A 25,560-nucleotide genomic window follows, 5' to 3' on the forward strand; every position below is an offset into this window, starting at 1 on the left:
GTGTAGGTGGTAGCATGGAGATAGGCGTAACGATTTATCCGCATTTCGTCACGAAGGACAAGACGCTCGCCTCGATTCTGGCCGACGTTAAGATAAAGAACTACGACTTCGTCTCGATATTCCCGCACACCCTTGGACTTATCAAGAACGGTGTCGTCGTCGAAAAGAAGCTCAGGAACGTAGAAACTACCCTCCGCGGCGTTGGCATCGACTACATAGTGAGGATGCCAACCTCGGTCAATCTGCGCGACCACATCTACTATACCCGGCACTTCAGGGTCGCGAGAGCTATAGCAGACGTCGCCATAAAGCTCGGTGCTAAGGTCATCGTCATGCAGAGCGGCAGAACCGGAAGGCTCGACCTCGAGATAGAGGCCATCCAGCAGTTGGCGGATATGGTCGCCCCGTTCGGTATAAAGATAGCCCTCGAGAACACTTTCAGCGTCAAGGACACCCTCTACGTCGTCGACAACGTTGATCGGGAGAACGTTGGCTTTGCACTCGACGTCGCCCATGCCTTCCTGAGCGCCCAGGGAGACGCTGACAAGCTCCTCGAGGACGTCAAGCTCGGAACCGACAAGACGGTCATCCTCATGATACACGACAACTTCGGAAAGTTCTTCCCGCAGGTTGAACCCGAGGATGCCCTAGCTTATGGTGTCGGCGACCTACACCTTATGCCCGGTGAAGGAAACATACCCTTCGGGAAGGTGCTCAGGCTCTTCGGCGAAGTCCCGCTTCTGCTGAAGGTCAAAGATCCCGAGAAGTTCGCCAAGGTGCCGACGAAGCAGGGACTTATAGAGTTACTGACGAGCCTATAAGTCCAGCCTTCCCTTTATAACTTTGAAAACCTCAGCAAAAGCCTTCCCTATCGCCTCTTTTCTCCTTGAGAAGTGAGTAACATCCTCGGTGAAGTTTTCCTTCAAAATCTCCACGGCTTCCTCAACCGTTATCTTCCCCTCAAGCCAGGCGTAGGCAAAGATGGCTTCCGCTATGTCCCCCTTGCCGTGTTTATCTGTCCTCGGCGGAACCACGTGCCTCAGACCGGAGAGCTCGAGGGCGATGCTCAGGGAAGCGTTCGGAACCCTCTCCCCGGTTGGCCTTTCAAGGTACTCGCTTAAGGCCAGCGAGAATACGAAGTTGATCAGTGAATCGCCAAACTTTGACAGTCCCTTGTCCGTGAAGTTCCTCTCGTACTTCAAGCTCTCACCCACCCCTTCTCGGAGAGCCAGGCTTTAAGGTTTTTGAGGTATGGGACCGTTGAAGTCAGGATTATAGTGTAGAGAAGGACCGTCAGACCGAGGCTATAGGCGACGTAGGCCTCGTCGCTGAAAATTCTAAGCGTTAGACGGTCTATCAGAGCCACTATCCCCCAGTTGGGATTTCGCAGGTGCACGTGGAACCAGAAGGAAGTGGGATGCATTATGGGCCAGAAACCGGTATAGATTGCAGTTTCCAAAGCTACAGCCGAAGAGAAACCCCTTACCCGAAAAGCAATAATAATAAGGAAAGCCACGAGAGGGGCTAGGTACTGGGGATTAACCCTCCAGAAAGTGGCAACGAAAACGAGGTAGGCGAGAGAAGTCGAGACGAACAAATCCTTCTCAAATGCATGTCTCAGGAAGACGAGTGCAAATAGAAGGGCCGCGGGAATGTACCAGCGCTCGAGAAAAACCAGCGTATCAATTCCTCTCGTCTGATGGAGGTATGTGGCGAGGCTCGAAACTCCGTTCAAGCTGTAAGAAATCGGTAGCGTGTAGCCAACTCGCATTCCCCCTAGAAGCTCGGGAAGAGAACAGAGGCTTGAAGGACAGAGGAGTAACATCGGAAGGAAAGGAATCAAAGCACCGAAGAAAAAGAGGGCAAGCCTCTTAACGCCCGACTTCCCATCAAGAAGGGCATCCCAGAGGGAAACGAGGGCCGGAAAAAGGAGGGTGTGCTTGACGGTTAGGGTAAAGCCATAGAGCGCGTAGGGGAGCTTTTCTCTCCTGGTCGATAGGTAAAGACCGAACAGGAAGAAAAGGAGAGCTAACTGGTCGAACATGCCGTAGACTGCTGAAACGTAAATAGTTACCGGATTCAGATAGTATAGAACTGTTCCGAGGACGGCAACTTTTTCGCCCCGTCCCCTGAGAAGGAGGTAAAGGGTAATGGCCGCGAAAGTGTCCGCAGCTATGAAAACCAGTTTGACGGAGAAAGCCCAAGTTGGGTCAACGTAAACGTAGTATGTTTCCCCGCTCCAAAAGGCCTCGACAGAACCCCCAACAATTGAGCGGATCAGCGCGAGAAGGTACGCCAGAACCGGACCGTAGACGTAGGGCCAAGGATAGGGCCAGCCCTCCCCAATGTGGCCAATTGAATCGGCATAGACATAGAAACAGGCCTTATACTCCAGCATCGTTCCTGCAAAGCCGTAGAACTGGGCCAGGTCGCTGCCGGCCGAATAAGGGGCAAGTACGAGCCTCACCACAAGCCCCAGGAGGATTACCACAATCAGCGCTGCCGGAGGATGCTTCAATCATTCCACCTCACGAAGGGTCGAAATGTTTCAACTTAAAGTTAGAACAGTCCAGGATTTAAGGGTTTTGGATGTAGACTAGAAATTGGAAAAAGAGTGGGGCTCACTCGCCCAGGACCTCTTTCCAGGCCTCGAGAACTGCCCTAGCCCTGTCGAATATCTTCTGCGCTGCCTCCTCGAGAGCCTGCTCAGGGGTTATCTTGCCGTCGGTGACAATTCTGAACTTCGGCTTCCTCGCCATCAGCACCGGGTGTTCAATGGTGTAGCCCGCGAAGGTGACGTGCTTGTTCTCGTGAAGCACCTCGTTGAGCAGGTTGGCGAAGGTGTGGTCCTCTCCCTCAAGGTAGAACTCAAGGACGTTTTCCTCACGCTTGATGACCTCAATCCTCATTTTCCTCACCCTTCAGATGGTTAAGCAGTATCTCCAGCGCCTGCTCCTTGTTCTTCACCAGTTCGTATTTAAACTTATCCTCTTTCCACTCCGCCAAGCCTAGCTCCAAAAGCAGGTCTGTAACCTCAGAGGGATCCATGTCGTAGGCCACCGCAGCCGGCAGGATGACCTCCCTTATCTGTCTGGTCGTCTGGAGGGATATATCCGAGAGGTACTCGCCAAGGGTCTCAACGAGTTCCACGATTTCCTCCCAGGGCATCGACGTTACCAGCTCCCCATCCTTGACTTCCACAGTCTCTCCGAGGAGCTCGAGGGTTTTGAGGAGTATCGGCGTCGAGACACTGGCCCCAGCTTCTCTGAACAGGTCATCTATAGTGTAGCGGTAGAGTCCGCGCCTGTCGGGATAGAGCTTGGCCCTAACGCGGTTGTGTATCTCTCTAATCTTGTGGATGGCATCTCGTATCTCCTCCTTCGTGCCCTGGATGTTTATTTTTAGGTCGTTGAGCTTCCCGTGGACGTAGATGAAAGCCGGCAGGCGGAGTCTCTGGAGTTCCCTGAGGAACTCCTCCTTCTCTCTATCGTCGCGAACGTGAATGGTTATTACCTTCTTCGCCCTCGCCATGTTCACACCTTCAGCTTTCTGTACAGGGATGAGAGCTTCCTCGTCTCAACGTGGCCACACCTTGGGCAGACGAGCTGGTTGCCCCTCCTCACGAGCGGTGCTCTGCATCTGGAACAGAGGGCGTATATAACACCAAGGTCGTAGCCCTTTGTGGAGAGCTGTATGGGGCTCTTCTCGTTAGCGATGACTTTAGCGCGAACTATGTCCCCTATCTTGAACTCATTGGTCATGCTCTCTACGTAGCCGTCTCTGACCTGAGAGACGTGTATCCCGGCGAGCTTCGAGGTAGCTATCTCCCTATCATTTCTGCCTTCAATTTTAACGAGCTGGACTATCGCAGCCTGGGGCTTGACCTCTATGACCTTGGCGATAACGACGTCGCCTATCTGTGGGAGAGGGGGCGTATCGGTGACAGGTTCAATACTGATTTCCATCCTGTCCGGGTCTATCCTTACCTTTCCGGCCCTGATGGCGTAGAGCTCTCCGTTTTCCTCCTTGACACCTTCACCAGGGAAATATTCCTCGATGACACCGAGGTAATCTCCGGGAAGAACGAGGTCGCCGTTTTTTACGCCTTTCTTTTCATCCATTCTCCCACCTCCATGGAAGTTCCCGTCAGGATTTTTTAAGTCTTTGCCACGCGGGAGAATTTATAAAGCCAAGGGGAAAAGTTTTAGTAATTCCAATTGAGCCTATGGTGGTGGTTAAGGATGAGAATGCTTCTAATACACAGCGACTATTTGGAGTACGAGGTCAAAGACAAGGCCTTGAAAAACCCAGAGCCAATAAGCGAGGAGCAGAAGAAAGGCCGCCTGGAGGAGGTTCTGGCGGTTTTCATAAGCGTTGAAAAAGTCGATGAGACCAATCCCGATGAGGTTGTCGAGAAGGCCGTTAACGAAATCAAAGATGTTGCCTCCCAGGTTAAAGCCGAGAATGTCTTCGTCTACCCCTTTGCCCACCTCAGCAGTGAGCTGGCCAAGCCAGACGTCGCCCTGGAGGTTCTCAGGAAGGTCGAAGAGAAGCTCAGGGAGGAGGGCTTCAACGTCAAGCGCGCCCCCTTCGGCTACTACAAGGCCTTCAAGCTGAGCTGCAAGGGCCACCCTCTGGCCGAACTCAGCAGGACGATAGTCCCGAGCGGCGAGGCCAAGGCTGAAGAAGAGGTTCCAGAAGCACTCAAGAAAGAGGAGGAGCTCGTCAGCTACTGGTACATCCTAACCCCCGAAGGTGAGCTCATAGAGGTTGACAAGTTCGACTTCACCGGCCACGAGAACCTCAGAAAGTTCGCCAACTATGAAATAAGCAAGAGCAGAATAGCCGACAAAGAACCACCTCACGTTAGGATAATGCTCGAGCAGGAGCTCGTTGACTACGAACCGGGAAGCGACCCCGGAAACCTACGCTACTACCCGAAGGGCAGGCTCATCAAGGGACTGCTGGAGCAGTACGTCACGGAAAAGGTCGTTGAGTACGGGGCGATGGAAGTCGAGACCCCGATTATGTACGACTTCGAGCACCCAGCGCTTGAAAAGTACCTCAACCGCTTCCCGGCGAGGCAGTACATCGTTAAGAGCGGCGACAAGAAGTTCTTCCTCCGCTTTGCTGCCTGTTTCGGCCAGTTCCTCATCAAGAAGGATGCCATTATAAGCTACCGCAACCTGCCGTTGAGGATGTATGAACTGACTAGATACTCTTTCAGGCGCGAGAAGAGCGGTGAGCTTTCCGGCCTCAGAAGACTTAGGGCCTTTACGATGCCCGATATGCACACCGTCGCAAGGGATCTCAAGCAAGCCATGGCCGAGTTCAAGAAGCAGTACAAGCTCAGTATGGAGGTTCTTAAGGGCGTTGGACTAACTCCAGAGGACTACGAGGTGGCCATAAGGTTCACCGAAGACTTCTGGAACGAGAACAGAGATTTCATCGTCGAGCTGGCAAAGATAATAGGCAAGCCCGTCCTGATAGAGATGTGGAAGCAGAGGTTCTTCTACTTCATACTCAAGTTTGAGTTCAACTTCGTGGACAACCTCGACAAGGCTGCCGCCCTTAGCACCGTCCAGATAGACGTCGAGAACGCCGAAAGGTTCGGCATAACTTACTACGACGAGGACGGCAAGGAGAAGTACCCGCTCATCCTCCACTGCTCGCCAAGCGGCGCCATCGAGAGGGTTATGTACGCAATCCTCGAGAAGCAGGCCAAGCTCCAGTCCAAGGGCATCAAACCGATGTTCCCGCTCTGGCTCAGCCCAATACAGGTCCGTGTCATTCCTGTTAGCGAAGAAGTTCTCGACTACGCACTCTACGTTGCAGGAAAGCTCGAAGGTGCCAAGATTCGCGTCGACGTTGATGACACCTCCGACAGGCTCAACAAGAAGATAAGAAAGGCCGAGAAGGAGTGGATTCCCTACGTTATCGTCGTCGGCAGAAACGAGAAGGAGCAGAACACGATAACCGTCAGAAGAAGGAGCGACGGAAAGCAGGTTGAGATGCAGCTCGAGGACCTCATAAGGGAGATAAGGAGCCAGACTGAGGGCTTCCCCTACAAGCCGAGGCCGCTGCCGCTTCTCCTCTCGAAGAGGCCCAAGTTCAGGGGCTAATCTTTCGTACCTTTAGCTTTTCTATTCCTTTGTCTTTTGTGACTCTGAAGGAATAGGCCGTTGGCTCAAACTCTTCGTATGGAGCTGTTATCAGATAAAGGAACTCTCTTGGACCATCTTCGTCAAGCCGAGACCTTGCAAGAATAACGTAATCACTTATGCTCGCTACCCACGCAACAAAGCGCCGGGAGACTACGTCCTGATTGATGGCAAGAACCAGCGTGGAGTTGGGAAGCTCAATGCTCCTTGAAGCGAGGGTCTGGTTCAAAAGCTTTAGGGTGTTATCTTCACCCAGCATGAGGGATGCACCATCGAGAGTGTATATCAGGCGAAGTGCTGGCTTCTCCGAGAGATATTCCTTCAAATTGGTGGTATATATGCGTTCGATCTTCGGATTCAGAGTTTCTGGCTCGACCTTATCGAGGTAGAAGACGTTTGGAATGTCCTCCTTTGAGAGGTACCTTGAACCAAAGAGGTCTATTATTGCCATCTCTCCATTCTTCAGCGCTTCTATGACATTGAGGCCAACAGTCCCTGCCTTTCTCATAAACGCATTCAGTGGGATAGTGTAGTTTGAGACGATTCCAAAGTATCCGTTTTCCAGACCATAGCGCAAGAGCAACAAAGAAATTTGCCAGGCGGAAGAGTAGGCGTCATAAATTATGCTAACTGTTGAACCGGAAAAGTCCTCCTTGCGGAAGATGTCAATGACGTTCATCTCCATCACTGCCATCACCTCCACGAACGCTGTATACTGGATTCCAGCCCGCTGATTGCATCAACAGAAAAAAGAAGGAATCACTCAATGGGACCCGTCATGCCAGCCATTATTTCATTGAGGAAGTCTCTGGCCTCTTCACTGAATTTTTCCATGGGCACTTCCTTGCCGTACTTGTCGTAGACCTTTCCTTCCCGGAAGTTTATCTCAAAGACCTCGTACTTCTCCTCGCCCTTCTCGTGGTGCTTTATTCCATGTCCCTTGAGGTGACTCTCAAGGCTTTCGACGTCCACGTACTTGCCACACTGCTCGCACTTATAGAACTGCCAGAAAACGTAGTCTTGGCCGGTGAGCATGTTGTTCTTTATGTGCTGGACAAGCACTCCCCCGAGGTACTCGTAGAAGTCTTCCTGAATAAGGCCGCCCTCTCCTTCGACGACCTTAAAGCCGCTCCAGACTATGTGGTCGTTTATGTCTGCAAGAGTGGCCTTTAGGTAGCGGTAGGTGAGAATGAAAGCCCCGTTGTGAATGTAGAACACGTTCTTGTCAGGAATTGCGATTATCCTGATTCCATCGGCTTTCTTCTCTGAGAGCTTCTCGGCGTGTTCCTTGTTGTCAGCGACGTCTATGGTGATTCTAACGTTGCTCTTCTTGTGAATTCCGATTATCCTGTCACCCTCGATCTTCCAGTGATAGTCATCAAGGTATCTCACTTGCGCATAAACTTTTTTGATCCTCGGGCTGAGCTCCTCGTAGTTCATTAATCACCACCGTGGAAAAATCTCGTCCAATGTTAATAAGCTTTAGCGGAAAATTTTAAAAAGGGTGGTTCTGCCAGAAGAAGGTCCCGATTAAAGAACGCTACCTTCCGAAGCGCCTCTGCCGCTTCTGGTACTCGCGGATTATCCTAAGGAAGTCTATCTTCCTGAACTCGGGGAAGTACACATCAACAAAGAAGAGCTCGCTGTAGGCTATCTGATAGAGCAGGAAGTTGCTTATCCTCACTTCACCACCCGTCCTTATCACGATGTCCGGGTCAGGCATGTTGGGGTAGTAGAGGTACTTCTTAATGAGATCCTCGTCGATGTCTTTCCGGCTTATCTTTCCGGCCAGAACGTCGTCCACTATCTCCTTCACTGCATCTGCTATCTCGCTCCTTCCACCGTAGGCCAAAGCTATGTTGAGGGTGTAGTTGTTGTACTTCCTAGTGACCCTCTCGGCTTCTTCAGCAGCTTCTCTCACATTCTCGGGGAGAAGCTCCTTCCTGCCTATAACGTTTACACGGATGCCGTACTTGTGGATCCTCTCATCATTCACGAGCTCACGGAACTTCTCCTCGAAGAGGTTCATGAGGGCGTTTACCTCCTCCGGGGAACGCCTGAAGTTTTCCGTGGAGAAGGCGTAAACGGTAAGGGTTCTTATTCCAAGCTCGCGGCACCACTCCAAAATCTCCTCGAGCTTTCGGGAACCAAAAAGGTGACCATACCAGGGGGGCTTTTCGAGCTTTCTGGCCCATCTCCTGTTGCCGTCCATTATTATAGCTACGTGCTTCGGAATGCGACCTCCCTTAACCTTGTCGAGGAGGTAGCTTTCATAGAGGTCGTAGGCGGGCTTGAATAAAATGTGAGGGATATGTGAAACCAAACGGGATATCATCAGGCATCACTCAATCTTCTTCCTGCTTCCCAGGTGCTTTTCGGCGAGCTCTATATAAATCTCAGCGTTCTTCTTGGTCCACTCAATCTCTTCCTCGCTGAGCTGCCTGACGACCTTTCCCGGAACGCCTACAACGAGGCTGTAGTCTGATATCTCCTTGCCCGGAGGGACGAGGGCACCTGCACCTATGACGACGTGCTTGCCTATCTTGGCGCCGTCAAGGATAATCGCGCCCATGCCTATGATGGTGTAGTCGCCTATCTCCGCCCCGTGGACAACGGCGTTGTGTCCGATGGTAACGTATTTTCCTATGATCGTCGGCTGGCCGTGGGAGGTGTGTATGCTCACGTTGTCCTGTATGTTGGAGCCCTCTCCAACGTAAATCTGCTCTATGTCTCCCCTCAGGACTGCAGACGGCCAGACGCTCGTCTTCGCCTCAAGGACAACGTCTCCTATGACCGAGGCAGTCTCATCGATGAAAGCGGTCTCGTGAATTTTAGGCTTCTTTCCCTCGAACTCGTAAATCGCCATATTCATCACCGCCCTTAACTCCTCGACATAACTTATAAACCTAACCGGACAAGATAGTCCGAGGGAGTGCAATGCGATACAGAAGAGGCGCAAGCGCCGAGAGGGAGCTCATAAAGATGCTCGAGAAGGCCGGCTTCGCGGTTGTTCGCTCGGCTGGAAGCAAGAAGGTTGATATCATAGCCGGCAACGGAAAGCTCTACCTCTGCATAGAGGTGAAGAGCACCCACGACGAGAAGCTCTACTTCAGCAGGGAAGACTACGAGAAGCTCATTTCCTTTGCGGAGAGGTTTGGAGGAAAACCTATAATTGCGGTCAAGTTCATAAACAACGGTTGGCGCTTCTTCTACCCGGAGAACTTGGAGAGCGGCGGCAAAAACTATAAGGTTAGCCTGCAAACACCAAACTATCTAACCTTTGATGAAGTTGTTGGAAAGCAGAAGTCCCTCGAAGGGGTGATAAAGGGTGAAGCTTAGAGGCCTGCTCCTGGTAATCCTGATGATTCCGGTTTTTCTTCCGGCGATAAGTGCCCAGTCGCCGCTCGCCATAATCCCGCTCAACGACGAATTCTCAGGTGTTCCTGGGGACATCATAATAATCCCCTTCAAGCTCATAAATCTTGGAAACCAGACACTCTCAAACGTCACGGTTTACATCACCGGCCCAACGGAGGGCTTCCTCTACCAGAGCAAGGTGATTCGAGACCCAATTGAACCGAACGAGACGATTCAGGACACGCTTTCCGTCAAGATACTCAACGTCGATCCCGGAAAATACACACTCACCCTCGTCGCGAGGGCCGGCTCCAGCTATTCAGAGGCCCAAATAACTGTCAGTGTGAAGACCTTTGTCGACTACGCCCTCAGGATCGACGTAGGCGACGAGTACACTTACGGGGGCAACATCACGGCTGTCCTCAGGATAACATCCCAGGCGAACGGTGTCATCATAGGAAGAATAGGATATACCCTCTCCCGCGATGGTGATGTTCTCGAGACGTTCTCGACCACAATCTACCTGAAGCCAGGTGAGAGCTGGATAAAGAACCTCACCCTCATCACGCCGAAGGTCGGGAACTACATAATCTACTTCTGGGCCAACTTCAGCGGCAGATTCAAGAGCGCAACGGCAACCTTCCGCGTTTACCAGAGGAACCTGAGATACGATGCCTACTTCAGGGACGGAGCAATCTACGTCCACGTGTACGATGAGGACGGAAAGGGCGTTTCCGACATCTCCGTCAGGATAAATGGTGTACCCTTCAAAACCGACGACGATGGAACCGTCTCTTACCTCGTGAACCAGCCGGGGACTTACGAGATAGTTCTCAATCTCGACGGAAAGATCGTTACGACCTTCGTAGAGGTGAAAAAGCTCTTTCTGAGCTATTTTCAGAAAAACGAGACACTTCTAGTGAAGGTGGTAGATTCCACCGGGGAGCCCGTTCCAAACATAACAGTTACCGCATCAGGACCGCTCGGCAAGGACTACGCTGTCACGAACTCTTCGGGAATAGCGGTTGTAGACCTTGAGAAAACGGGCTATGGAACCATTATGCTCAAGGCCGAGAGCAGCAGGTACGTGGGAGCCGAGGCCAGTGCCAAGGTCGTCCCACCGGTAACGCCCACACCAACGCCAACCACCACTACCAGCTCGCCCTCGAACACGACCACCACCCCCGTGCAGCCGCCAAAGGATTATGGTCCTCTCGCGGCAATACTCATCATAGCCGGCGTCCTGCTCGCCGGAACGTCCTACGCAGCGTTCTTCATGCCCATTATCCAGGAGGAGAGGCTCGACCGCTACTACTTCGTTAAAGTTAAGGCTCCCAGACTGAGGAGCATTGACAACTTCCGCTTCGAGAAGGGAGTTACTGCCCTAGGTGCCAGGGCCACGAAGGGAAGCGCGAAAGTGGAGGACAACAGGGTTGTGTGGGAGATAGAGCACCTCGAGCCCGGCGAGGAGGCCTACCTTCAGGTCATCCTCGGCTGACTTCTCTTTTCTCTTCGTAAACCTTATTAAGGAGGCCGAATACCTTCAGAGGGAAATCTAAAGGAGGCGAAAGCCATGGTGAACATTGAACTTTTGAAGAAGGTCGTCGAAGCTCCAGGTGTTTCCGGTTACGAATTTCTCGGAATAAGAGATGTTGTTATTGAGGCTCTGAAGGACTACGTCGATGAAATCTACGTCGACAAGCTCGGCAACGTTATAGCCCACAAGAAGGGTAATGGACCAAAGATAATGATCGCCGCCCACATGGACAAGATAGGCGTCATGGTAAACCACATCGACAAGGAAGGCTACCTCCACGTCGTCCCCGTTGGCGGTGTTGACCCGAGGACTCTGGTTGCCCAGAGGATTCGCTTCTTTACCGAGAAGGGCGAGCGCTTTGGAGTGGTCGGCCACATACCGCCGCATCTCCAGAAGCCCGAAGACAGGAAGAAGGCGGCGAACTGGGACACCATTGTTGTTGACGTCGGTGCCGAGGGCAAAGAAGAGGCCGAAGAGATGGGCTTCAAGGTTGGAACCATCGGCGAGTTTGCCCCAGCTTTCACCCAGCTCAACGAGAACAGAATTGCAACGCCCTACCTCGACGACCGTGTCTGCCTTTACGCGATGATTGAGACTGCCAGAGCCATCGAGAATCATGAGGCTGACATATACTTCGTGGCCAGCGTTCAGGAAGAGGTCGGCCTCAGGGGTGCGAGGGTTGCCAGCTACGCCATCGACCCGGAGATAGGTATCGCCATGGACGTCACCTTCGCCAAGCAGGTCGGCGACAAGGGCAGGATAGTTCCCAAGCTCGGCGGTGGTCCGGTTATGGACGTTGGGCCAAACATCAACCCCAAGATAAGGACCTTTGCCGATGAGATTGCTAAGAAGTACGAGATACCACTCCAGGTCGAAGCCTCCCCAAGGCCAACCGGAACGGACGCCAACATAATGCAGATAAACCGCCAGGGCGTCGCAACTGCCGTTCTGAGCATACCGATAAGGTACATGCACAGCCAGGTCGAGACCGCTGACCTTAGGGACATCGACCTCACGGTAAAGCTCGCCAAGTACATGCTTGAGGAGCTCAGACCAATGGACCTCACTCCGTGAGCAATCTCACTCCATGATACCACGTTCGTGGCGCAACTTCCTCTGGGATAGAACCCGGCATCCAGCCCTTTCCTTTGATTATTTCAGCTCTCTTCTCCATCCCACGCTGGGAAAAGTTTATTTCATCGTCTCCCCAACCTATTATAGGTGTGGGAAGTGGACGTTGAATACATCGTTGAGAGCATCGAGCTGATAAAGGGAGCAATGCCGGATTCCCTTGAGGAGTTCAAGTTGATGGGCCTAGCAAAGGATGGAATATATAAGAGGCTTGAGTTCGCCATACAGGCCCTCCTTGACGGCCTCTCGGAGCTTGGACGAGAAAAGAAAATAATAGCCCTTTCGTACTCCGATCTTATCAAGTTCCTCAAAGAGAAGGGCACCCTGCCAAAAGAGACTGCCGAAAAAGCGGAATTCCTCGCCCAGCTGAGGGAGGTACTCATCTACGATTACGACCTCATGAACGATGAGATAGCCTTCAGGAACATGAAGGAATACATCGAATACGTTGAGGAGCTCCTCAGCTTCCTCAGGGGTGTTGAGGGGTGATACTCATCGTGCCCATAGGAACCGTTGATGGGGCCGCAACCGAGGAGATAGCGAAGTTCATAGGTTCGTATTATTCACGTTTCGGCCTCACTGTTGAGATATCCGACGCTATCCCTCCAGAACCGTTTTTGGAGGCATACAATTCCTCAAGGAGGCAGTTCCTTGGGAGAGCTTTTCTGATAACACTCTCGGAGCTTGGGAGGATGAGGAATGCAAGAGCAGTCCTCGGGATTACATCGCTCGACCTCTATGAGGAGGGATTGAACTTCATCTTCGGTCTGGCCAATTCGAGGCTTGGGGCGGCGGTTATTTCCACCTTCCGTCTCAGGCCGGAGTTCTATGAGGAGCTACCTAACAGGAGGCTCTTCGTTGAACGGGCGATCAAAGAGGCCATGCACGAGCTCGGGCACGTCTTTGGTCTTTCCCACTGTCCGAACAGAGAATGCGTCATGCATTTCTCAAACTCGATTATTGATACAGACGTTAAGGGGCCGCTCTACTGTCCCACCTGCCTGAGGAAGCTTGAGAGGAACTTGGGGGTTGGAAGATGATAGAGATAGAGGTTAAGGGCTATGCAGACGACGAAGTGTTTGAGAGGGTGAGAGAGAACTTCAAGCTGATAAGAAGGGAGTACCACGAGGACACCTACTTTCAGCATCCCTGTCGGGACTTTGCCAAGACGGACGAAGCTTTAAGGATCAGGATAAGACGCTTCAACGGGCACTTCGAGGCCCTTATGACCTATAAAGGGCCGAAAATCGATCCCAATTCGAAGACGAGAAAGGAGATAGAGATCCTCTTGAGCGATCCGGACAAGCATACAGAAATCCTTGAGAGTCTAGGCTTCAAAGAGGTGCTGACCGTCGAGAAAACCAGGGAGAAGTACTACGTCGATAAGGGCATCGTCATAGCACTCGACGAGGTTGAGGGTCTCGGAAAGTTCATCGAGATAGAAGCGCTGGCTGAGAGCGAGGAGGTCGTGGAGGAGACCGTTAGAGTACTGAGGGAGATACTGGCCTCCCTCGGGGTCAAGAAGTTCGAGAGGCGTTCCTACCTTGAGCTGATGCTTGAGAAGGAGGTGGATCATGGGGAAGCTGGATGATTTTTTCAAATCCATCATAGGCGAGAAGGAAAAGAAGTCCGAGCTCGAAATCCTAGAGGAAATTGAGGAATGCCTCAAAATGAAGGAGATAGACAAGGCTCTAGAACAGATAAAGAACCTTGAGAAGGAGCACAACATCTTCCTGGCCCTGAGAATGGTAATACGCTCCATCGTGGAGCAACTGGACGAGGGGGAGCAAACCGGCACACTAAACGAGGAAGATGTCAGCAGAACGCGGGAGAGAATAAAGGAGACGATACCCGTAGTCAACGCCCTCTTCAATCCTCGGTATCGGGCACTGCTGATGGCTGATCTGGCAATTCTATTCTACCGGCTCGATGACGAACTCAACGGAGACATAGCCCTTCGCACGGCCATTAACTTGGCAGAAAACCACGATGATATAATCAGGGAGATACTGATGAACCTGATAAGACTAGGCCTCCTGGACAAGGCAGGCTATGCCATGAAGATGGTCCGCGAGCCTGAGAAGCTCGATGTTGTCCTTGTACATCTGGCGGAGATGTTCTACCGCACAGGAGAGGAAGAGAAGGCAAAGCTGATAATTAAACACATTGCCAGCCCCTTCCACAAGGCCATGGCGCTCTACTACATAGCCTCCATAGAGGGAACACAGAACAGAGAGGAAGCTCTCAGAATACTTGAGGAGGCCTTTAAAATGGCGGAGAAAGTAGAAGACCCCGATGCTAGGTTCGAGCTCATGCTCAAGCTATACGATCTGAAGCACTCACTCCTTGGTGAGGCCTTAAACCTCAGAGAGATCTTATCCCGGAGAGAAGTTCCTCCTCAGTGAGAGCCAGCCGGCTTATTAAACCCCTCTTTTTAAGTTCGTAAGATATCTCAAGGCTTGGGGGAAGATTTATACCGAGTCTCCTAAGAGTTTCGGCTTCCCCCGCTATCTCCCGGGGCTTCCCCTCGAGTACTATCGATCCTTTATCCATGACGATTATCCTGTCTGCGAAGCGGAGTATGTAATCCGTATGATGCTCCACCAAGACGACTGTGATTCCATGCTCCTTCCTGAGGAGTAAAACGAGTCCCAAAACCTCATTTCTCCCCACGGGATCGAGCTGGGAGGTTGGCTCATCGAGAACCAAGACTGAAGGCTTCATTGCTAGGACAGCCGCTATCGCCAAGCGCTGCTTCTGGCCGCCGCTCAGGTTGGGGGGGAACTCCTTCTCAAGACCTTTAAGACCAGAAACCTCAAGCACCCAGCGAAGGCGCCTCATTATCTCGTTCCGGTCCAGGCCGAGATTTTCCAGGCCAAATGCTATCTCCTCCTCGACTGTCATGCTGAAGAGCTGGCTCTCGGGGTTCTGGAGAACTAGTCCGACAACGGCTGAAAGCTTCGCAACTGGGGTTTCTATGGTGTTATACTCCTCTCCCGTTCCAGGATCTCGGACGATGACTTCCCCAGAAAAGTCACCCCTTATCGAGTGGGGAATTATACCGTTAAGCGTCAGACAGAGCGTCGACTTCCCGCTCCCGCTCGGGCCGATTATTCCAAGGAGCTCACCTCTCTTGACTTCAAAGCTAACATCCCTCAGGGAATACTCCTTTGCCCTTCTGTACCTGAAGCTAAGGTTCTCAACGGTTATCACGTTCATCTTTTGCCCACCACCCTGGGGGCGAGGAAGAAGACGCTTATTATGAACACCAGCGTTGAGAATATCTCCAGCCTGCCTATCCACATGTGGAGGATGAGGAGAATCTTCATGTCAACGGGAAGACTTGGAGACGTGATGCCCACACTGAGACCGACGTTTCCTTGGGCAGAAGCCACCTCAAAGAAGGAATCAACGAGACTCGTCCCAAGGCGAACCATAGTGTAGACAGTTCCGATGAGAAGGAATGCAAAGTACGTCATGGTGAAGCTCATGACCTCCTGAACATCTTCGTCGCTGAATAGGTAGTTCCCAACCTTCCTCTTGATTATCGCACCCCTAGGCAGTATCGCACCTTGAATCGTCCATTTGAGGCTTTCGTACATCAGTGTAACTCGGATGAGCTTTATACCGCCTGCAGTGCTTCCAGCACCGCCTCCTATGACCATGAGTATTCCTATCATGAACTTGGCCAGTTCGGGATATTTGCTGAGATCCGCTATCCCGAATCCAGTACAGGTTATAGCAGAAACCGCATGGAAGACCGCCTGTCTGAGGGCATCGCCAATGGCATCGCCGATCTGGGCAAGGCTGAAGGCCATTACCGCTATTGTCGGGAGGAGGAACACGAACATGTAGCGAACCTGGACGTCCTCAAAGAAGGGCTTCAGGTGTCTGTCCCGGAAGACCCTGTAGTGAACTGTGAAGTTAACGGCACCCATTATCATGAGGAAAATCGTGACTGCCTCTATTGCGGTGCTGTTGAAGTAGCCTATGCTCAGGTCGTGGCTGCTCATACCACCCGTGCCAAGGCCAGTCATAGCGTGTATGATGGCATCAAAAAGTGGCATGCCATTGAGATAGTAGAGGTAGACACCTACCAGGGTGAGAACGAAGTAAATCTCGAAAATAACCTTCGATGTGTTGACGAGGTTCGGCAGGATTCTCTCGCTCCTAGCTTCGGCTCTGTAAAGCCTCGCCGCTGCGACCCCCGGACGGATGAGTATAGTAAGGGCGACAAGGACGATACCAATTCCACCCAGCCACTGCATCCAAGAGCGCCAGAAGAGGAGAATGTGGGGATAGCTCTCGAGGTTGCTCATCATGGTGAGTCCAGTCCCAGTCCAAGCAGACATGCTCTCGAAGTAAGAATCAACGAACGACATTCCTCCAATAGCCATAAAGGGGACGACGCTTATAAAAGACGCAAAGAGCCATGTAAAAGCTGCTGAGACCATCGCCTGTCTCAAATTGACGTCCTCAATCTTCCCCATGTGTCTCGCGAGCCATGCGCCAAAGAGGATACTAAATATCCCAGGGATTGCAAAGTAGATTACGTAGTCGATTTCATCGGGATAAAACCAGGCCAGCAGTATCGGGAAGAGATAGGCAAGACCGACGCCCTGGAGGATTGCACCTATCAGGTTTTTGACTACGAAGAGATCGTCTGATACATTGATGTACTTGCCAAGCTCGAGCATGGGCCCACCGTAGAGGTAGGGTCTGCACCAAATAAAAGGTTTTTCCTGGGTGGAAAGGTTTAAGGGCGGGGACTGCTTTCTTATCCTGGTGATAGAACGTGGATGAAAGGGAGGCCCTCATAAAAGCTGGAGAGATAGCCAGACAGGTCAAGAAAGAAGTAATTAGCCTAATAAAGCCAGGGACAAAGCTTTATGATATAGCCGAGTTCGTGGAGAGAAGAATAATCGAGCTCGGCGGAAAGCCTGCCTTTCCGTGCAACCTTTCGATAAACGAGATAGCGGCACACTACACGCCCTACAAGGGCGACGAGACCGTTCTAAAGGAGGGCGACTACCTAAAGGTTGACATTGGGGTTCACGTTGATGGTTATATAGCCGACACCGCCCTGACCTTCCGGGTCGGAATGGAAGAGGACGACCTGATGATAGCTGCGAGAGAGGCTCTCGAGAACGCTATAAACATCATCCGCGCCGGAATCAAGATAAACGAGATTGGAAAGGCCATAGAAGAAACCATTAGAGGATACGGCTTCAACCCGATAGTGAACCTCAGCGGTCACAAGATAGAGAGATATAAACTCCACGCCGGTATCTCAATCCCCAACATCTACCGTCCAGCGGACAGCTACGTGCTGAAGGAGGGCGACGTGATAGCAATAGAGCCCTTTGCCACAACTGGGGCAGGACAGGTCATTGAGGTTCCGCCGGCACTGATTTTTATGTATCTCAGAGACAGGCCAGTGAGGATGGCCCAGGCAAGAAGAGTGCTCATGCACATAAAGAGGGAGTACAACGGCCTTCCCTTCGCATACCGGTGGCTCCAGGGGTTTATGCCCGAAGGCCAGCTTAAGTTAGCCCTAGCCCAGCTCGATAGAGTTGGGGCGATATACAGCTACCCGATACTGAGGGAAGTCCGCGGCGGTCTCGTTGCTCAGTTCGAGCACACTGTCATAGTCGAGAAGGAGGGGGCTTACATAACCACCTGACTGAAAGCCTCTTTTCTACCCTTTAATTTCCCCAAGAATAGCTTTGGAAGGAAGTGTAAGGAAGGAAAAGACCCCAACGGGCTCGGCAGATGGCGCCGGGGCAGGGATTTGAACCCTGGTGGGCGGACGCCCACGGGATCTCGAGTCCCGCGCCTTCCCAGGCTAGGCTACCCCGGCGCGGTTTGGAGTTCTCGTGCGAGTTTTATAAACCTTTCCGCGAAAAATTTATTAACTTAACTTAACTAAAACCTATCGGGTCGGGATTGCAAAGGTTTAAATTATTGGGCGCCCTAATAATAAAATGAAGGAGGTGGCAGAAATGGTCGGTATTCTTGTGCAGGAGGTTATGACCGACAAGTTCCAGAAGATAGACATCAACGCCCCGCTTTCTGAGGCGATTGGCATCTTTGAGAAGGAAGACCCCGACCTTATTCTGGTCTTCGACGGAGACGTATACAAGGGTGTCCTGACTCAAGACCTTATTATACACTCCCACCTCAAGTGGGATCCCACCAAGGCTAAGGTTAAGGATGTTTATAAGACCGCTCCAGTTATCAAACCGGATGAGGATCTAAGCAAGGCCGCCAAACTTATGATTGAGGTTGACCTGCGTTCCCTTCCGGTTGGGGAGAGCAAAGCTGAAATAATTGGAGTCATAAGCGATTTAATGCTCCTGGACAGGATCGCTAAGGAAGAGTTCGGAAAGAGAAAGGTAGAGGAGTTCATGACGAAGGACGTCATCACTCTCAAGCCAGACGACACGGTTGCCAAAGCCTTAGCGGCGATGCGCGACCACTCTATATCAAGGATACCCATCGTAAACGAAGAGGGTAAGCTTGATGGCCTCGTTACGCTCCACGACCTCATAGTCAGGTTTATAAAGCCGCGCTTCAGGGCTCAGACTGGTGAACTCGTCGGCGAGAAGATACCGCCCTTCTCGACCCAGCTCAGGGAGGTCATGATAAGGGGCGTCATTACCATACTGCCCGATGCCACTGTCCAAGAAGCCGTTGCAATAATGATAGACAACAACATCGATGGCCTTATCATTGTAGATGAGAACGAGAAAGTTAAAGGCATCCTTACCATCAAGGATTTGCTCCTGCCGATTTCAAGGATGGTCGAGAAGGAAGCAAGATTCTACCTCCAGCTCGGAGGAGACGCCGCCCTACTGAGCGACTTCACCAGAGAGAGAATTATAGAGGACATCAAACGCTTCGTGGATGGCTATGAAGACCTGCTAGGCAATGAGGGTATAATATACCTCCACATCCGGCGCTTCAGCGAGAAGTTCAGGGGAGTCTACCTCTATCAGGCAAGGATGAGAGTAGTTACCGACAGAGGCATCTTCATCGCGACCGGAGAAACCTGGGGAGCAATACAGGCTGTTCACGATGCCCTGAGGGCAATAGAGAGGCAGCTCCTCCAGAAGGCCGAGCTCGAGAAGGACACTCACTACTACAAGCGCTTCCTTGAAAAGATGGGACTGGATTGAAAGGGGCTCAATCCCCTGAAAATTCTCTTTCCAGCATTTTTCTGTGGAACGTTTCCAGGGCATTGGGATCCACTACCAGTATCATTGTCCCCCCTCTAGTCAGCACTCTGTCTTTTATGTTTAGAAGGAACTTAAAGACGTTCTCAAAGCCATTCTCTAGAATGAGGTACTCAATGGCGTCTATATAGACGATACTGTAGCCTCCTTGCAATGCTTTGGCTATAAAATCCATAAGTATGTCTATCTTAGTTGGGCTTATGGCATAGATCGCAGGAGAGTCATGCAGCCTGCCTTCCTTGGCCCTTGTTATCCAAAATACTGTAGCTTTGGGATTTATCCACTGTTTGAGCCTGTTGATATCCTCGCGTGTTATCATAACCAGTCCTGACTTGCTTTCCCACTTGCCAAACTTCCCAGAGACGTCATCTTTTGTATAATAAAGAAAAGCTCCCGAGGGAATATCCTGCTTACCTGAAACTTCAATATGGGGAAAAGGGTTGAACACAAATTTGATTGCCCCCACAGCGGCTATGAGTCTGAAAAGAGCGCCAAGAGAAAATCCTACTGGAACGAACTGATCGAGATTCCTGGTAAACGGATACGTGAGGTTCAAAGCTCCAAGGAGTATCAAGCCCCATGGAAACAGTGCATCTATACCATGGCCTGAAATCTTATGGCGTTTCAGCACCAAGCCGAAGTATATAAGGGCTCCGCCATAGGCAAAGGACGGAAAGAGGGAGCTCAGGATAAAGTTATCCCCAAAGACATTAGTGGCTAAGAGAAGCAACCATACATACGAGGCAACCAGAAACACTGAGAGATACACAATGTGTTTTAACTTGCTCACCTCGTACTTTAAATGAATTGCTCCCCAGATAAGTAGAGTCGCTATGAAGAAGTTGGGGATCTCGGAGACGATTCTGTAGGCCTCAGAGCTTAGTTCAATACCTAGGGGGTCAAAAATGTAGCTCTCAACATCGAGAGCATTAATGAAAAAGGCAGCACTCAACAGCGCCCAGCCCTTTTCCTTGGTTTGATACGTCTTGTACGCCACGGCAAAAAACAGCAACCATCTTGAAAGAAAGTTAACATGTGGGATAATATCCCCCCAAATCATCTTTCCATCACCACCTTCTCCTGTCTCACTACCACGAGGCTGTTGCTTGGTATGTTCTTATCCACAACAACCCCCGGCCCGACGAAGGAGTTGCTGCCTATCTTCCTGCCAGGGTAGATGGTCACGTTTATGCCCACCTTGACGTTGTGGCCTATTATCGCCCCAAGCTTTCTCTTTCCAGAGTCCTCGAGTTTGCCCTTTATCTCGACTTTTATGTTGCCTTTATCATGTCTGAGGTTTGCAGTGATCGTTCCAGCGCCAAGGTTTGTGTTTTCTCCAATTATCGAGTCTCCCACATAGTTGATGTGGGGAGCGTTGCTGTGATCCATGATTATGGAATTCTTAACTTCGACGGCGTTGCCTATGTGGCAGTTGTCACCTATACTCGTGTATGGCCTTATGAAGCAGTTTGGGCCGATACGAGAGTTCCTTCCAATCTTCACTGGGCCGATGATATAGGCACCGCTCCTAATGATGGTTCCCTCACCAATCTCAACAGGGGGAACGAGAGTCGCACCTTCCTCCACTATGCCCTTAATCTCGTGCCTCAGCTTATTCTTTAGGAGGTACTCATTGAGCTCGAGGAGGTTCCACGGTCTTCCAACGTCGTTCCAGTAGCCGGAATAGGCCGCGTAGGTTACCTTTTTTCCGGCTTTTATCATAAGGTTCAGTGTGTCGGTTATCTCGTACTCCCCTCTCTTGCTCAGCGGCGTTTTTGAGATGAATTCAAAAACATCGGGCTTGAAGATATAGACACCGAGATTAGCGTAACCGGAGACCTTTCCGGGCTTTTCCAGCACAGCCTTGACGAGGTTTCCATCCACCTCTATCTTTCCGAAGTGACTCAGATCCTCGAACTCTTTAACCAGCACTGCAGCATCTGCCTTTTCCTTCTTGAATGCCTGGATGAGCTCCTTAATGCCATCTATCTCGAAGTAGATATCGCCGTTGGCAACTATGAACTCTTCTCCTTCAATATAATCCTTAGCTGACTCCATGGCCTTGGCAGTTCCTTCCCCTTCAAGCTGGTCAACGTAGGTTATCGGCTTTCCGTTGAACTCATCTCCGAGGGCTTCAATCAGCTTCTCTTTCTGGTATCTGACTATCAGGATGAACTCGTCCACAAACGGGTCAAGGTTTTCGAGAACGTACTCGATTATCGGCCTGTTGGCAACCTTGAGTACAACTTTCGGTCTGTCGTCTGTGAGGGGCCTCAGCCTTTCACCCTTTCCAGCGGCGAGCACTACAGCCTTCAAAGGATCACCCCCAAGATACAGACAATCACCGCGATTGAACCGAAGAGTATAAGGAAGGTCCTCCTATTCAAGGACTCCGCGAGCCTGAGAAGGAGGTTCATCGTGAGAATGCTTGTAGCGAAAGATGCGAGGAATGCGGTAAAGAGAAGGGCCACTGGGAGGTCCGGATCCCAGCTCTCTATAAACGCAAGCCGCATAATGAGGTACAGCGGGGCGACGAGAAAGCTCAGCTCAAGGGCGCGTTTTACGCTCGCCCCCGTGCTCAGGAGGACCGTTAAAGTGAGTCCGCTCCTCGATATGCCCCCAATAAGAGAAATTCCCTGGGCCAAACCGACAACCAGGGAGTCGATGAGCGTGGGTTCATCCTCATGCTCTCGGAGACAATCATCAACGCCCCTCAGAGGGACGCTAACGCGTCTGGCCATTAAAAGTCCGGCGGTAATCATGACCAGGCCAATGATGGCGTTAATTATGTCCGCGGTCTTTGGGCTGAGGATTTCCGGAAGTCCCACAACCACCGGATACCCGATGAAAACTGTAAACAGCGAGGAATAAAAGACGAACTTTCCATCCGGGTCAATGCTCATCCTGATAGCCTTTTGGGCGCCCGTAGCTATTTTCTCTCGAAAATGGAACAGGATAGCGAACAGAATCCCCAGATAAGCGGGGACAAGGTAGCTTTCGTACAGCGGATCAATACTCTGGAGCATTAGGTTTACAGAATACCCTTCGGGGCTGATTGGAAACCACGAGGACAGTGCAACGATGATGCCCGAAATCAGGGGGAGGTAGTATTCAGTCAGATATATCATGGTGACCACATGAAAGGTTTTAACCCTACGGGAACATAAACTTTTCGAGGGAGTGATATGAAACTGACGGTTCTCTACGAAAATAACTCGGGTTTTAAAAAGGGCCTCCTCGGGGCTCATGGCTTCTCTGCCCTGGTGGAACACCGGGGAGTTAGGGTTCTCGTTGATACTGGAATGGACGGGAGGATCCTTCTCAACAACATGGAGGAGTTCAGAGTAAAACCAAGAAAAATCAATTACATATTCATCACCCACGGTCACTACGACCACACGGGCGGGCTTAAAGTGTTCCTCAAAGCGAGGGGAAAACCTATCAAGGTGATAGCTCATCCAGAGATATTCCGGAGGAGAATAGCACTTAAGCCACACAGGCGCGATATAGGGATTCCGTTCACGAGGGAAGAGCTTGAAGCTCTTGGAGCCGAGTTTATTTTAAGCGAGAAGCCCCTCGAGTTCGCGTCCGGCTTCATCAGCTCCGGCGAAATCGAGAGAAGAGCCTGGGACAGGGCGGTAGGTTATCTCGAAGATAAAGGGGAGCTCATCAAAGACCCCGTTAGGGACGACATCGCTCTCATAGTCGACCTGGGAGAGAGCGCTGCAGTTATCACTGGCTGCGGCCATTCCGGAGTTCTTAACATAGCCTGGCACGCCGAAGACGTTTTGGGGAAGCCCGTTAAAGCCCTAATCGGAGGGCTGCATCTCCTCGGTGCGAGCAAAGAACTCCTTGATGACGTAGTTGAGAGAATTGACGCCGAGAAGCTGTACGCAGGCCACTGTACGGGCATAGACTCCTACGCCTATCTGAAGGCGAGACTTGGGGATAGAATAGAACCCCTCCACGTGGGCAAAACGGTAGAGCTCTAGCGAACCTTTAAATACCCCGCCGAAAAGCTAACCACCGCGAGAGAAAAGGAGAGGTGAGAGAGATGAAGAACCCATTCGAGAAGATGCCAACTGTCCTTACTGCTGATGAGCTCATCGATAAAGCCTTCCGAAGGGCTGAAAAAGCCGCATCAGCATTTACCCCCAAGGGCAACCGGGTAATGAAAGCTCGGCAAAGGGAGGAGCTTAGGGTCAGAACGGTCTCCAATGTAGTAAGGGACAACCTCAGAAAGATACTCGACAGAACGCCGGGCGTTTCGACGCTTCCGAAGTTCTACCAGGACCTGGTTGACACGCTCGTTGACCGGGACCAGTTCCACCGCTCGCTGGCCCACGTCAACTGGGCGATAAAGACTATAAGGAACCTTGAGCAGAGATACGTTGAAAAGATACGCTACTCCAGAGACCCTGAAGAAATAGCCAAGCTTAGAAGGCAGTTCTACGGAAGAGTTGCAGACGTTATTAAGGAGATAGGAGACGACCTTGAGTACCTCAACCAGGCAAGAAACGTCCTCAAAGATTTACCGGTCGTTGATCTGGAACTTCCAACCGTTGTCATAGCCGGCCACCCAAACGTTGGCAAGAGTACTTTGCTGAGGGCCCTGACTAACGCGAAGCCTGAAGTTGCCAGCTACCCGTTCACCACAAAGGGCATAAATGTCGGCCAGTTCGAGGAGCACTACCTCAAGTACCAAGTCATTGATACCCCGGGACTGCTCGACAGGCCGCTGAGCGAGAGGAACGAAATCGAGAGGCAGGCAATTCTCGCTTTGAAGCACCTTGGGAGAGTGATAGTCTATATCTTCGACCCGTCAGAGTACTGCGGCTTCCCCATTGAGGAGCAGATGCACCTCTTCGAGGAAATCTACGAGGAGTTCAAAGACTTCCCGTTCATAGTTGTCCTCAACAAGGTGGACATCGCCGACGAGGAGAAGATTAGGCAGGTCGAGGAGTTCGTTAAGAGTAAAGGCCTTGAGCCGCTGAGGATTTCAGCGCTGAACGGCGAGGGGCTAGACGAGCTCAAGAGACGCGTCATAGAGTTGGTACAGCCAATGGTCGAGGAGCAGGCACGGAAAATAATGGAGAAGGAGCTGAAGAAGTTCAGGGAAGAGGAATTCTAGCTCTCTTTTCCCATCTTCTCAACCTTGACGCCGCAGTAGGGGCAGAACTCCAGATAGAGCGGTCTCATTGCCCCACAGTTCTCGCACTTTTCCTTCAGCCTTGCCCCGCAGTTGGGGCAGTAGAGGTAGTCATCCTTAACCGAAAATCCACAGCGGTAGCACCTGTTCTGTCCTATCCTGCGTCTGTAAACCCTCTCAGGCTTGAGGTACTCCTTCCTCAGGTAGTAGAGCGCCGCAGCTGAAGCTCCTGCCCCGAACAGACTCAGCCCTATCATCTGGATCGTGCTCCATATCGCTGAGAGGATTAGGTAGATGAGCAGCAGTGAAGAGTAGGCTATCAGAGAGGTTGTGTAGATGTTCCTGCGCTTTCTGAAGAGCAGGAATGAGATTATGAAAATCGGCAGGGCGAAGAGGAGCTTTAGCGCCAGGACTTTGAGCCTGTAAATCTGATACTCCCGATTGTACTCGTCCCAGATTTTTGCGTTCATCTCGCCTATAAGCGCATTCAGCTCCATCCACTGCCGGTGGACCTCTCCATAAGCGCCTTTAGCTGCTAAATACCTCGCGTATGCCCTTTCGTAGTTCTCCTTTGCCTGAAGGTATTCCTGCCTCAGCTCCTCCGTGGCATTGCCACTCTCAATGGCCAGGCGGTACTCCTCGCGCTTGAAGAGGTAAACCCTCTCCGCCTCAGTCAGGTTGTCCTCGGCCACTTGATACATTTTAAATAACTCCCGTTCCAGGGTAAGTAGCCTGCTCTGATTGTCGAGGAGCTCGTCTATTCCGTACTTGGTCTGGTAATCAGAATAGTCTGGCTCCGCAGGGATGCGTTCAAGCTCGCGAAGAAAGTTGATGCTCGCCAGAAGGAGGAAAATGACAAAAAGGGTTGCAAGTATCTTCTCAGCTCGGGAATATTCATTCTCCATAGGACACCATCACTGTAAATTGGTCGCCATACCATATAAGGGTTTGGAACTCATGAAAAGTTGACACAAAGACGTCAGAACCGAA

The 25,560-nt window shown here is 51.4% G+C and carries 28 protein-coding genes and 1 tRNA gene; 13 read left to right on the forward strand and 16 right to left on the reverse strand.

From position 1 onward, the window contains the following. Positions 1-14 precede the first annotated feature (14 nt). Positions 15-821 (forward strand): sugar phosphate isomerase/epimerase, encoded by an 807-nt coding sequence (locus E3E32_RS04165; protein ID WP_012571339.1) that lies wholly within the window; start codon positions 15-17, stop codon positions 819-821. Here the strand turns inward: E3E32_RS04165 and E3E32_RS04170 are convergent. The 5 genes from E3E32_RS04170 to E3E32_RS04190 form a co-directional block, all read right to left on the reverse strand. Next, positions 816-1,202, reverse strand: coding sequence for a ribonuclease III family protein (locus E3E32_RS04170; RefSeq protein ID WP_167730385.1), 387 nt, complete (start codon positions 1,200-1,202; stop codon positions 816-818). The two genes, E3E32_RS04165 and E3E32_RS04170, sit on opposite strands and share 6 nt — an antisense overlap. Beyond that, the gene (locus tag E3E32_RS04175; RefSeq protein ID WP_167730387.1) at positions 1,199-2,518 is read right to left on the reverse strand and encodes a hypothetical protein; all 1,320 of its coding nucleotides are present in this window, start codon (positions 2,516-2,518) and stop codon (positions 1,199-1,201) included. The genes E3E32_RS04170 and E3E32_RS04175 overlap by 4 nt, the downstream gene beginning before the upstream one ends. 103 nt (positions 2,519-2,621) lie before the next feature. Next, on the reverse strand, positions 2,622-2,909 hold the full coding sequence (locus tag E3E32_RS04180) for a DNA-directed RNA polymerase subunit L (protein ID WP_167730389.1): 288 nt from the start codon (positions 2,907-2,909) through the stop codon (positions 2,622-2,624). Then, the gene (locus E3E32_RS04185; protein WP_167730391.1) at positions 2,899-3,531 is read right to left on the reverse strand and encodes a DUF2067 family protein; all 633 of its coding nucleotides are present in this window, start codon (positions 3,529-3,531) and stop codon (positions 2,899-2,901) included. The genes E3E32_RS04180 and E3E32_RS04185 overlap by 11 nt, the downstream gene beginning before the upstream one ends. 2 nt (positions 3,532-3,533) lie before the next feature. Then, complete coding sequence (locus E3E32_RS04190) at positions 3,534-4,121, reverse strand: exosome complex RNA-binding protein Csl4 (RefSeq protein WP_167730393.1); 588 nt, start codon at positions 4,119-4,121, stop codon at positions 3,534-3,536. Between the two features lie 120 nt (positions 4,122-4,241). On the opposite strand from E3E32_RS04190, the gene E3E32_RS04195 reads away from it, so the two are divergent. Continuing rightward, positions 4,242-6,122: a threonine--tRNA ligase gene (locus E3E32_RS04195; protein WP_167730394.1), complete on the forward strand. Its 1,881-nt coding sequence runs from the start codon at positions 4,242-4,244 to the stop codon at positions 6,120-6,122. Here E3E32_RS04195 and E3E32_RS04200 read toward each other — a convergent pair. From E3E32_RS04200 to E3E32_RS04215, 4 genes are all read right to left on the reverse strand, one after another. Beyond that, positions 6,112-6,855 (reverse strand): hypothetical protein, encoded by a 744-nt coding sequence (locus tag E3E32_RS04200; protein ID WP_240910561.1) that lies wholly within the window; start codon positions 6,853-6,855, stop codon positions 6,112-6,114. The two genes, E3E32_RS04195 and E3E32_RS04200, sit on opposite strands and share 11 nt — an antisense overlap. A 65-nt stretch (positions 6,856-6,920) precedes the next feature. Continuing rightward, positions 6,921-7,601, reverse strand: coding sequence for a TBP-interacting protein (locus E3E32_RS04205; RefSeq protein WP_167730396.1), 681 nt, complete (start codon positions 7,599-7,601; stop codon positions 6,921-6,923). 100 nt (positions 7,602-7,701) lie between these two features. Next, the gene (gene uppS, locus E3E32_RS04210; RefSeq protein WP_167730398.1) at positions 7,702-8,496 is read right to left on the reverse strand and encodes a polyprenyl diphosphate synthase; all 795 of its coding nucleotides are present in this window, start codon (positions 8,494-8,496) and stop codon (positions 7,702-7,704) included. A 6-nt stretch (positions 8,497-8,502) separates the two neighbouring features. Next, a complete protein-coding gene (locus E3E32_RS04215; RefSeq protein ID WP_167730980.1) occupies positions 8,503-9,027 on the reverse strand; it encodes a gamma carbonic anhydrase family protein in 525 nt (174 codons plus the stop codon). 71 nt (positions 9,028-9,098) lie between these two features. Here E3E32_RS04215 and hjc point away from each other — a divergent pair, with 71 nt between their 5' ends. From hjc to E3E32_RS04250, 7 genes are all read left to right on the forward strand, one after another. Further along, positions 9,099-9,500, forward strand: coding sequence for a Holliday junction resolvase Hjc (gene hjc / locus E3E32_RS04220; protein WP_167730400.1), 402 nt, complete (start codon positions 9,099-9,101; stop codon positions 9,498-9,500). Beyond that, the gene (locus E3E32_RS04225) at positions 9,490-11,016 is read left to right on the forward strand and encodes a hypothetical protein (protein WP_167730402.1); all 1,527 of its coding nucleotides are present in this window, start codon (positions 9,490-9,492) and stop codon (positions 11,014-11,016) included. The genes hjc and E3E32_RS04225 overlap by 11 nt, the downstream gene beginning before the upstream one ends. A 75-nt stretch (positions 11,017-11,091) precedes the next feature. Further along, a complete protein-coding gene (locus E3E32_RS04230; protein WP_167730404.1) occupies positions 11,092-12,129 on the forward strand; it encodes a lysyl aminopeptidase in 1,038 nt (345 codons plus the stop codon). 147 nt (positions 12,130-12,276) lie between these two features. Continuing rightward, complete coding sequence (locus E3E32_RS04235; RefSeq protein WP_370456353.1) at positions 12,277-12,675, forward strand: DUF86 domain-containing protein; 399 nt, start codon at positions 12,277-12,279, stop codon at positions 12,673-12,675. Further along, positions 12,672-13,226 (forward strand): archaemetzincin family Zn-dependent metalloprotease, encoded by a 555-nt coding sequence (locus tag E3E32_RS04240; protein ID WP_167730406.1) that lies wholly within the window; start codon positions 12,672-12,674, stop codon positions 13,224-13,226. The genes E3E32_RS04235 and E3E32_RS04240 overlap by 4 nt, the downstream gene beginning before the upstream one ends. Next, positions 13,223-13,777, forward strand: a complete 555-nt coding sequence (gene cyaB / locus E3E32_RS04245; RefSeq protein WP_167730408.1) for a class IV adenylate cyclase — start codon at positions 13,223-13,225, stop codon at positions 13,775-13,777. Before E3E32_RS04240 ends, cyaB begins: the two co-directional genes overlap by 4 nt. Beyond that, positions 13,761-14,591: a hypothetical protein gene (locus tag E3E32_RS04250; protein WP_167730409.1), complete on the forward strand. Its 831-nt coding sequence runs from the start codon at positions 13,761-13,763 to the stop codon at positions 14,589-14,591. The genes cyaB and E3E32_RS04250 overlap by 17 nt, the downstream gene beginning before the upstream one ends. On the opposite strand, the gene E3E32_RS04255 is transcribed toward E3E32_RS04250, so the two are convergent. Together E3E32_RS04255 and E3E32_RS04260 are read right to left on the reverse strand one after the other, a co-directional pair. Next, entirely contained in the window at positions 14,551-15,405 is an 855-nt protein-coding gene (locus tag E3E32_RS04255) for an ATP-binding cassette domain-containing protein (RefSeq protein ID WP_167730411.1), read from the reverse strand. The genes E3E32_RS04250 and E3E32_RS04255 overlap by 41 nt on opposite strands. Further along, entirely contained in the window at positions 15,402-16,883 is a 1,482-nt protein-coding gene (locus E3E32_RS04260) for a TrkH family potassium uptake protein (protein WP_167730413.1), read from the reverse strand. The genes E3E32_RS04255 and E3E32_RS04260 overlap by 4 nt, the downstream gene beginning before the upstream one ends. 98 nt (positions 16,884-16,981) lie before the next feature. Here E3E32_RS04260 and map point away from each other — a divergent pair, with 98 nt between their 5' ends. Further along, complete coding sequence (gene map / locus E3E32_RS04265) at positions 16,982-17,869, forward strand: type II methionyl aminopeptidase (protein WP_167730415.1); 888 nt, start codon at positions 16,982-16,984, stop codon at positions 17,867-17,869. Between the two features lie 90 nt (positions 17,870-17,959). Here map and E3E32_RS04270 read toward each other — a convergent pair. Next, positions 17,960-18,046 (reverse strand) — tRNA-Ser (locus E3E32_RS04270). Positions 18,047-18,188: 142 nt separating this feature from the next. On the opposite strand from E3E32_RS04270, the gene E3E32_RS04275 reads away from it, so the two are divergent. Beyond that, a complete protein-coding gene (locus E3E32_RS04275) occupies positions 18,189-19,364 on the forward strand; it encodes a CBS domain-containing protein (RefSeq protein WP_167730982.1) in 1,176 nt (391 codons plus the stop codon). Between the two features lie 7 nt (positions 19,365-19,371). Here E3E32_RS04275 and E3E32_RS04280 read toward each other — a convergent pair whose 3' ends face one another. The 3 genes from E3E32_RS04280 to E3E32_RS04290 are packed head-to-tail and all read right to left on the reverse strand — an operon-like array spanning position 19,372 to position 22,549. After that, the gene (locus E3E32_RS04280) at positions 19,372-20,418 is read right to left on the reverse strand and encodes a DUF835 domain-containing protein (RefSeq protein WP_370456354.1); all 1,047 of its coding nucleotides are present in this window, start codon (positions 20,416-20,418) and stop codon (positions 19,372-19,374) included. A 59-nt stretch (positions 20,419-20,477) separates the two neighbouring features. Continuing rightward, on the reverse strand, positions 20,478-21,737 hold the full coding sequence (gene glmU, locus E3E32_RS04285) for a bifunctional sugar-1-phosphate nucleotidylyltransferase/acetyltransferase (protein WP_167730419.1): 1,260 nt from the start codon (positions 21,735-21,737) through the stop codon (positions 20,478-20,480). Continuing rightward, a complete protein-coding gene (locus tag E3E32_RS04290; protein ID WP_167730983.1) occupies positions 21,734-22,549 on the reverse strand; it encodes an undecaprenyl-diphosphate phosphatase in 816 nt (271 codons plus the stop codon). The genes glmU and E3E32_RS04290 overlap by 4 nt, the downstream gene beginning before the upstream one ends. Before the next feature lie 57 nt (positions 22,550-22,606). On the opposite strand from E3E32_RS04290, the gene E3E32_RS04295 reads away from it, so the two are divergent. After that, complete coding sequence (locus E3E32_RS04295) at positions 22,607-23,413, forward strand: MBL fold metallo-hydrolase (protein ID WP_167730420.1); 807 nt, start codon at positions 22,607-22,609, stop codon at positions 23,411-23,413. Positions 23,414-23,475: 62 nt separating this feature from the next. After that, a complete protein-coding gene (locus E3E32_RS04300) occupies positions 23,476-24,552 on the forward strand; it encodes an NOG1 family protein (protein WP_167730422.1) in 1,077 nt (358 codons plus the stop codon). Here the strand turns inward: E3E32_RS04300 and E3E32_RS04305 are convergent. Continuing rightward, a complete protein-coding gene (locus tag E3E32_RS04305; RefSeq protein ID WP_167730423.1) occupies positions 24,549-25,475 on the reverse strand; it encodes a zinc ribbon domain-containing protein in 927 nt (308 codons plus the stop codon). The two genes, E3E32_RS04300 and E3E32_RS04305, sit on opposite strands and share 4 nt — an antisense overlap. Positions 25,476-25,560 lie beyond the last annotated feature (85 nt).

Origin of the sequence: Thermococcus sp. GR6 (assembly GCF_012027415.1) — an archaeon.
In the GTDB taxonomy this organism is placed as follows: Archaea; Methanobacteriota_B; Thermococci; order Thermococcales; family Thermococcaceae; genus Thermococcus; species Thermococcus onnurineus.

Excerpts from the sequence above, each read along its gene's own strand:
- E3E32_RS04180 (WP_167730389.1), bottom strand. The coding sequence starts at position 2,909 with ATGAGGATTGAGGTCATCAAGCGTGAGGAAAACGTCCTTGAGTTCTAC.
- E3E32_RS04305 (WP_167730423.1), bottom strand. The coding sequence starts at position 25,475 with ATGGAGAATGAATATTCCCGAGCTGAGAAGATACTTGCAACCCTTTTT.
- E3E32_RS04190 (WP_167730393.1), bottom strand. The coding sequence starts at position 4,121 with ATGGATGAAAAGAAAGGCGTAAAAAACGGCGACCTCGTTCTTCCCGGA.
- hjc (WP_167730400.1), top strand. The coding sequence starts at position 9,099 with ATGCGATACAGAAGAGGCGCAAGCGCCGAGAGGGAGCTCATAAAGATG.
- E3E32_RS04260 (WP_167730413.1), bottom strand. The coding sequence starts at position 16,883 with ATGCTCGAGCTTGGCAAGTACATCAATGTATCAGACGATCTCTTCGTA.
- E3E32_RS04195 (WP_167730394.1), top strand. The coding sequence starts at position 4,242 with ATGAGAATGCTTCTAATACACAGCGACTATTTGGAGTACGAGGTCAAA.
- uppS (WP_167730398.1), bottom strand. The coding sequence starts at position 8,496 with ATGATATCCCGTTTGGTTTCACATATCCCTCACATTTTATTCAAGCCC.
- cyaB (WP_167730408.1), top strand. The coding sequence starts at position 13,223 with ATGATAGAGATAGAGGTTAAGGGCTATGCAGACGACGAAGTGTTTGAG.
- E3E32_RS04250 (WP_167730409.1), top strand. The coding sequence starts at position 13,761 with ATGGGGAAGCTGGATGATTTTTTCAAATCCATCATAGGCGAGAAGGAA.
- E3E32_RS04255 (WP_167730411.1), bottom strand. The coding sequence starts at position 15,405 with ATGAACGTGATAACCGTTGAGAACCTTAGCTTCAGGTACAGAAGGGCA.
- E3E32_RS04205 (WP_167730396.1), bottom strand. The coding sequence starts at position 7,601 with ATGAACTACGAGGAGCTCAGCCCGAGGATCAAAAAAGTTTATGCGCAA.
- E3E32_RS04165 (WP_012571339.1), top strand. The coding sequence starts at position 15 with ATGGAGATAGGCGTAACGATTTATCCGCATTTCGTCACGAAGGACAAG.
- E3E32_RS04275 (WP_167730982.1), top strand. The coding sequence starts at position 18,189 with ATGGTCGGTATTCTTGTGCAGGAGGTTATGACCGACAAGTTCCAGAAG.
- E3E32_RS04230 (WP_167730404.1), top strand. The coding sequence starts at position 11,092 with ATGGTGAACATTGAACTTTTGAAGAAGGTCGTCGAAGCTCCAGGTGTT.
- E3E32_RS04290 (WP_167730983.1), bottom strand. The coding sequence starts at position 22,549 with ATGATATATCTGACTGAATACTACCTCCCCCTGATTTCGGGCATCATC.
- E3E32_RS04185 (WP_167730391.1), bottom strand. The coding sequence starts at position 3,531 with ATGGCGAGGGCGAAGAAGGTAATAACCATTCACGTTCGCGACGATAGA.
- E3E32_RS04295 (WP_167730420.1), top strand. The coding sequence starts at position 22,607 with ATGAAACTGACGGTTCTCTACGAAAATAACTCGGGTTTTAAAAAGGGC.
- E3E32_RS04200 (WP_240910561.1), bottom strand. The coding sequence starts at position 6,855 with ATGGCAGTGATGGAGATGAACGTCATTGACATCTTCCGCAAGGAGGAC.
- E3E32_RS04300 (WP_167730422.1), top strand. The coding sequence starts at position 23,476 with ATGAAGAACCCATTCGAGAAGATGCCAACTGTCCTTACTGCTGATGAG.
- E3E32_RS04215 (WP_167730980.1), bottom strand. The coding sequence starts at position 9,027 with ATGGCGATTTACGAGTTCGAGGGAAAGAAGCCTAAAATTCACGAGACC.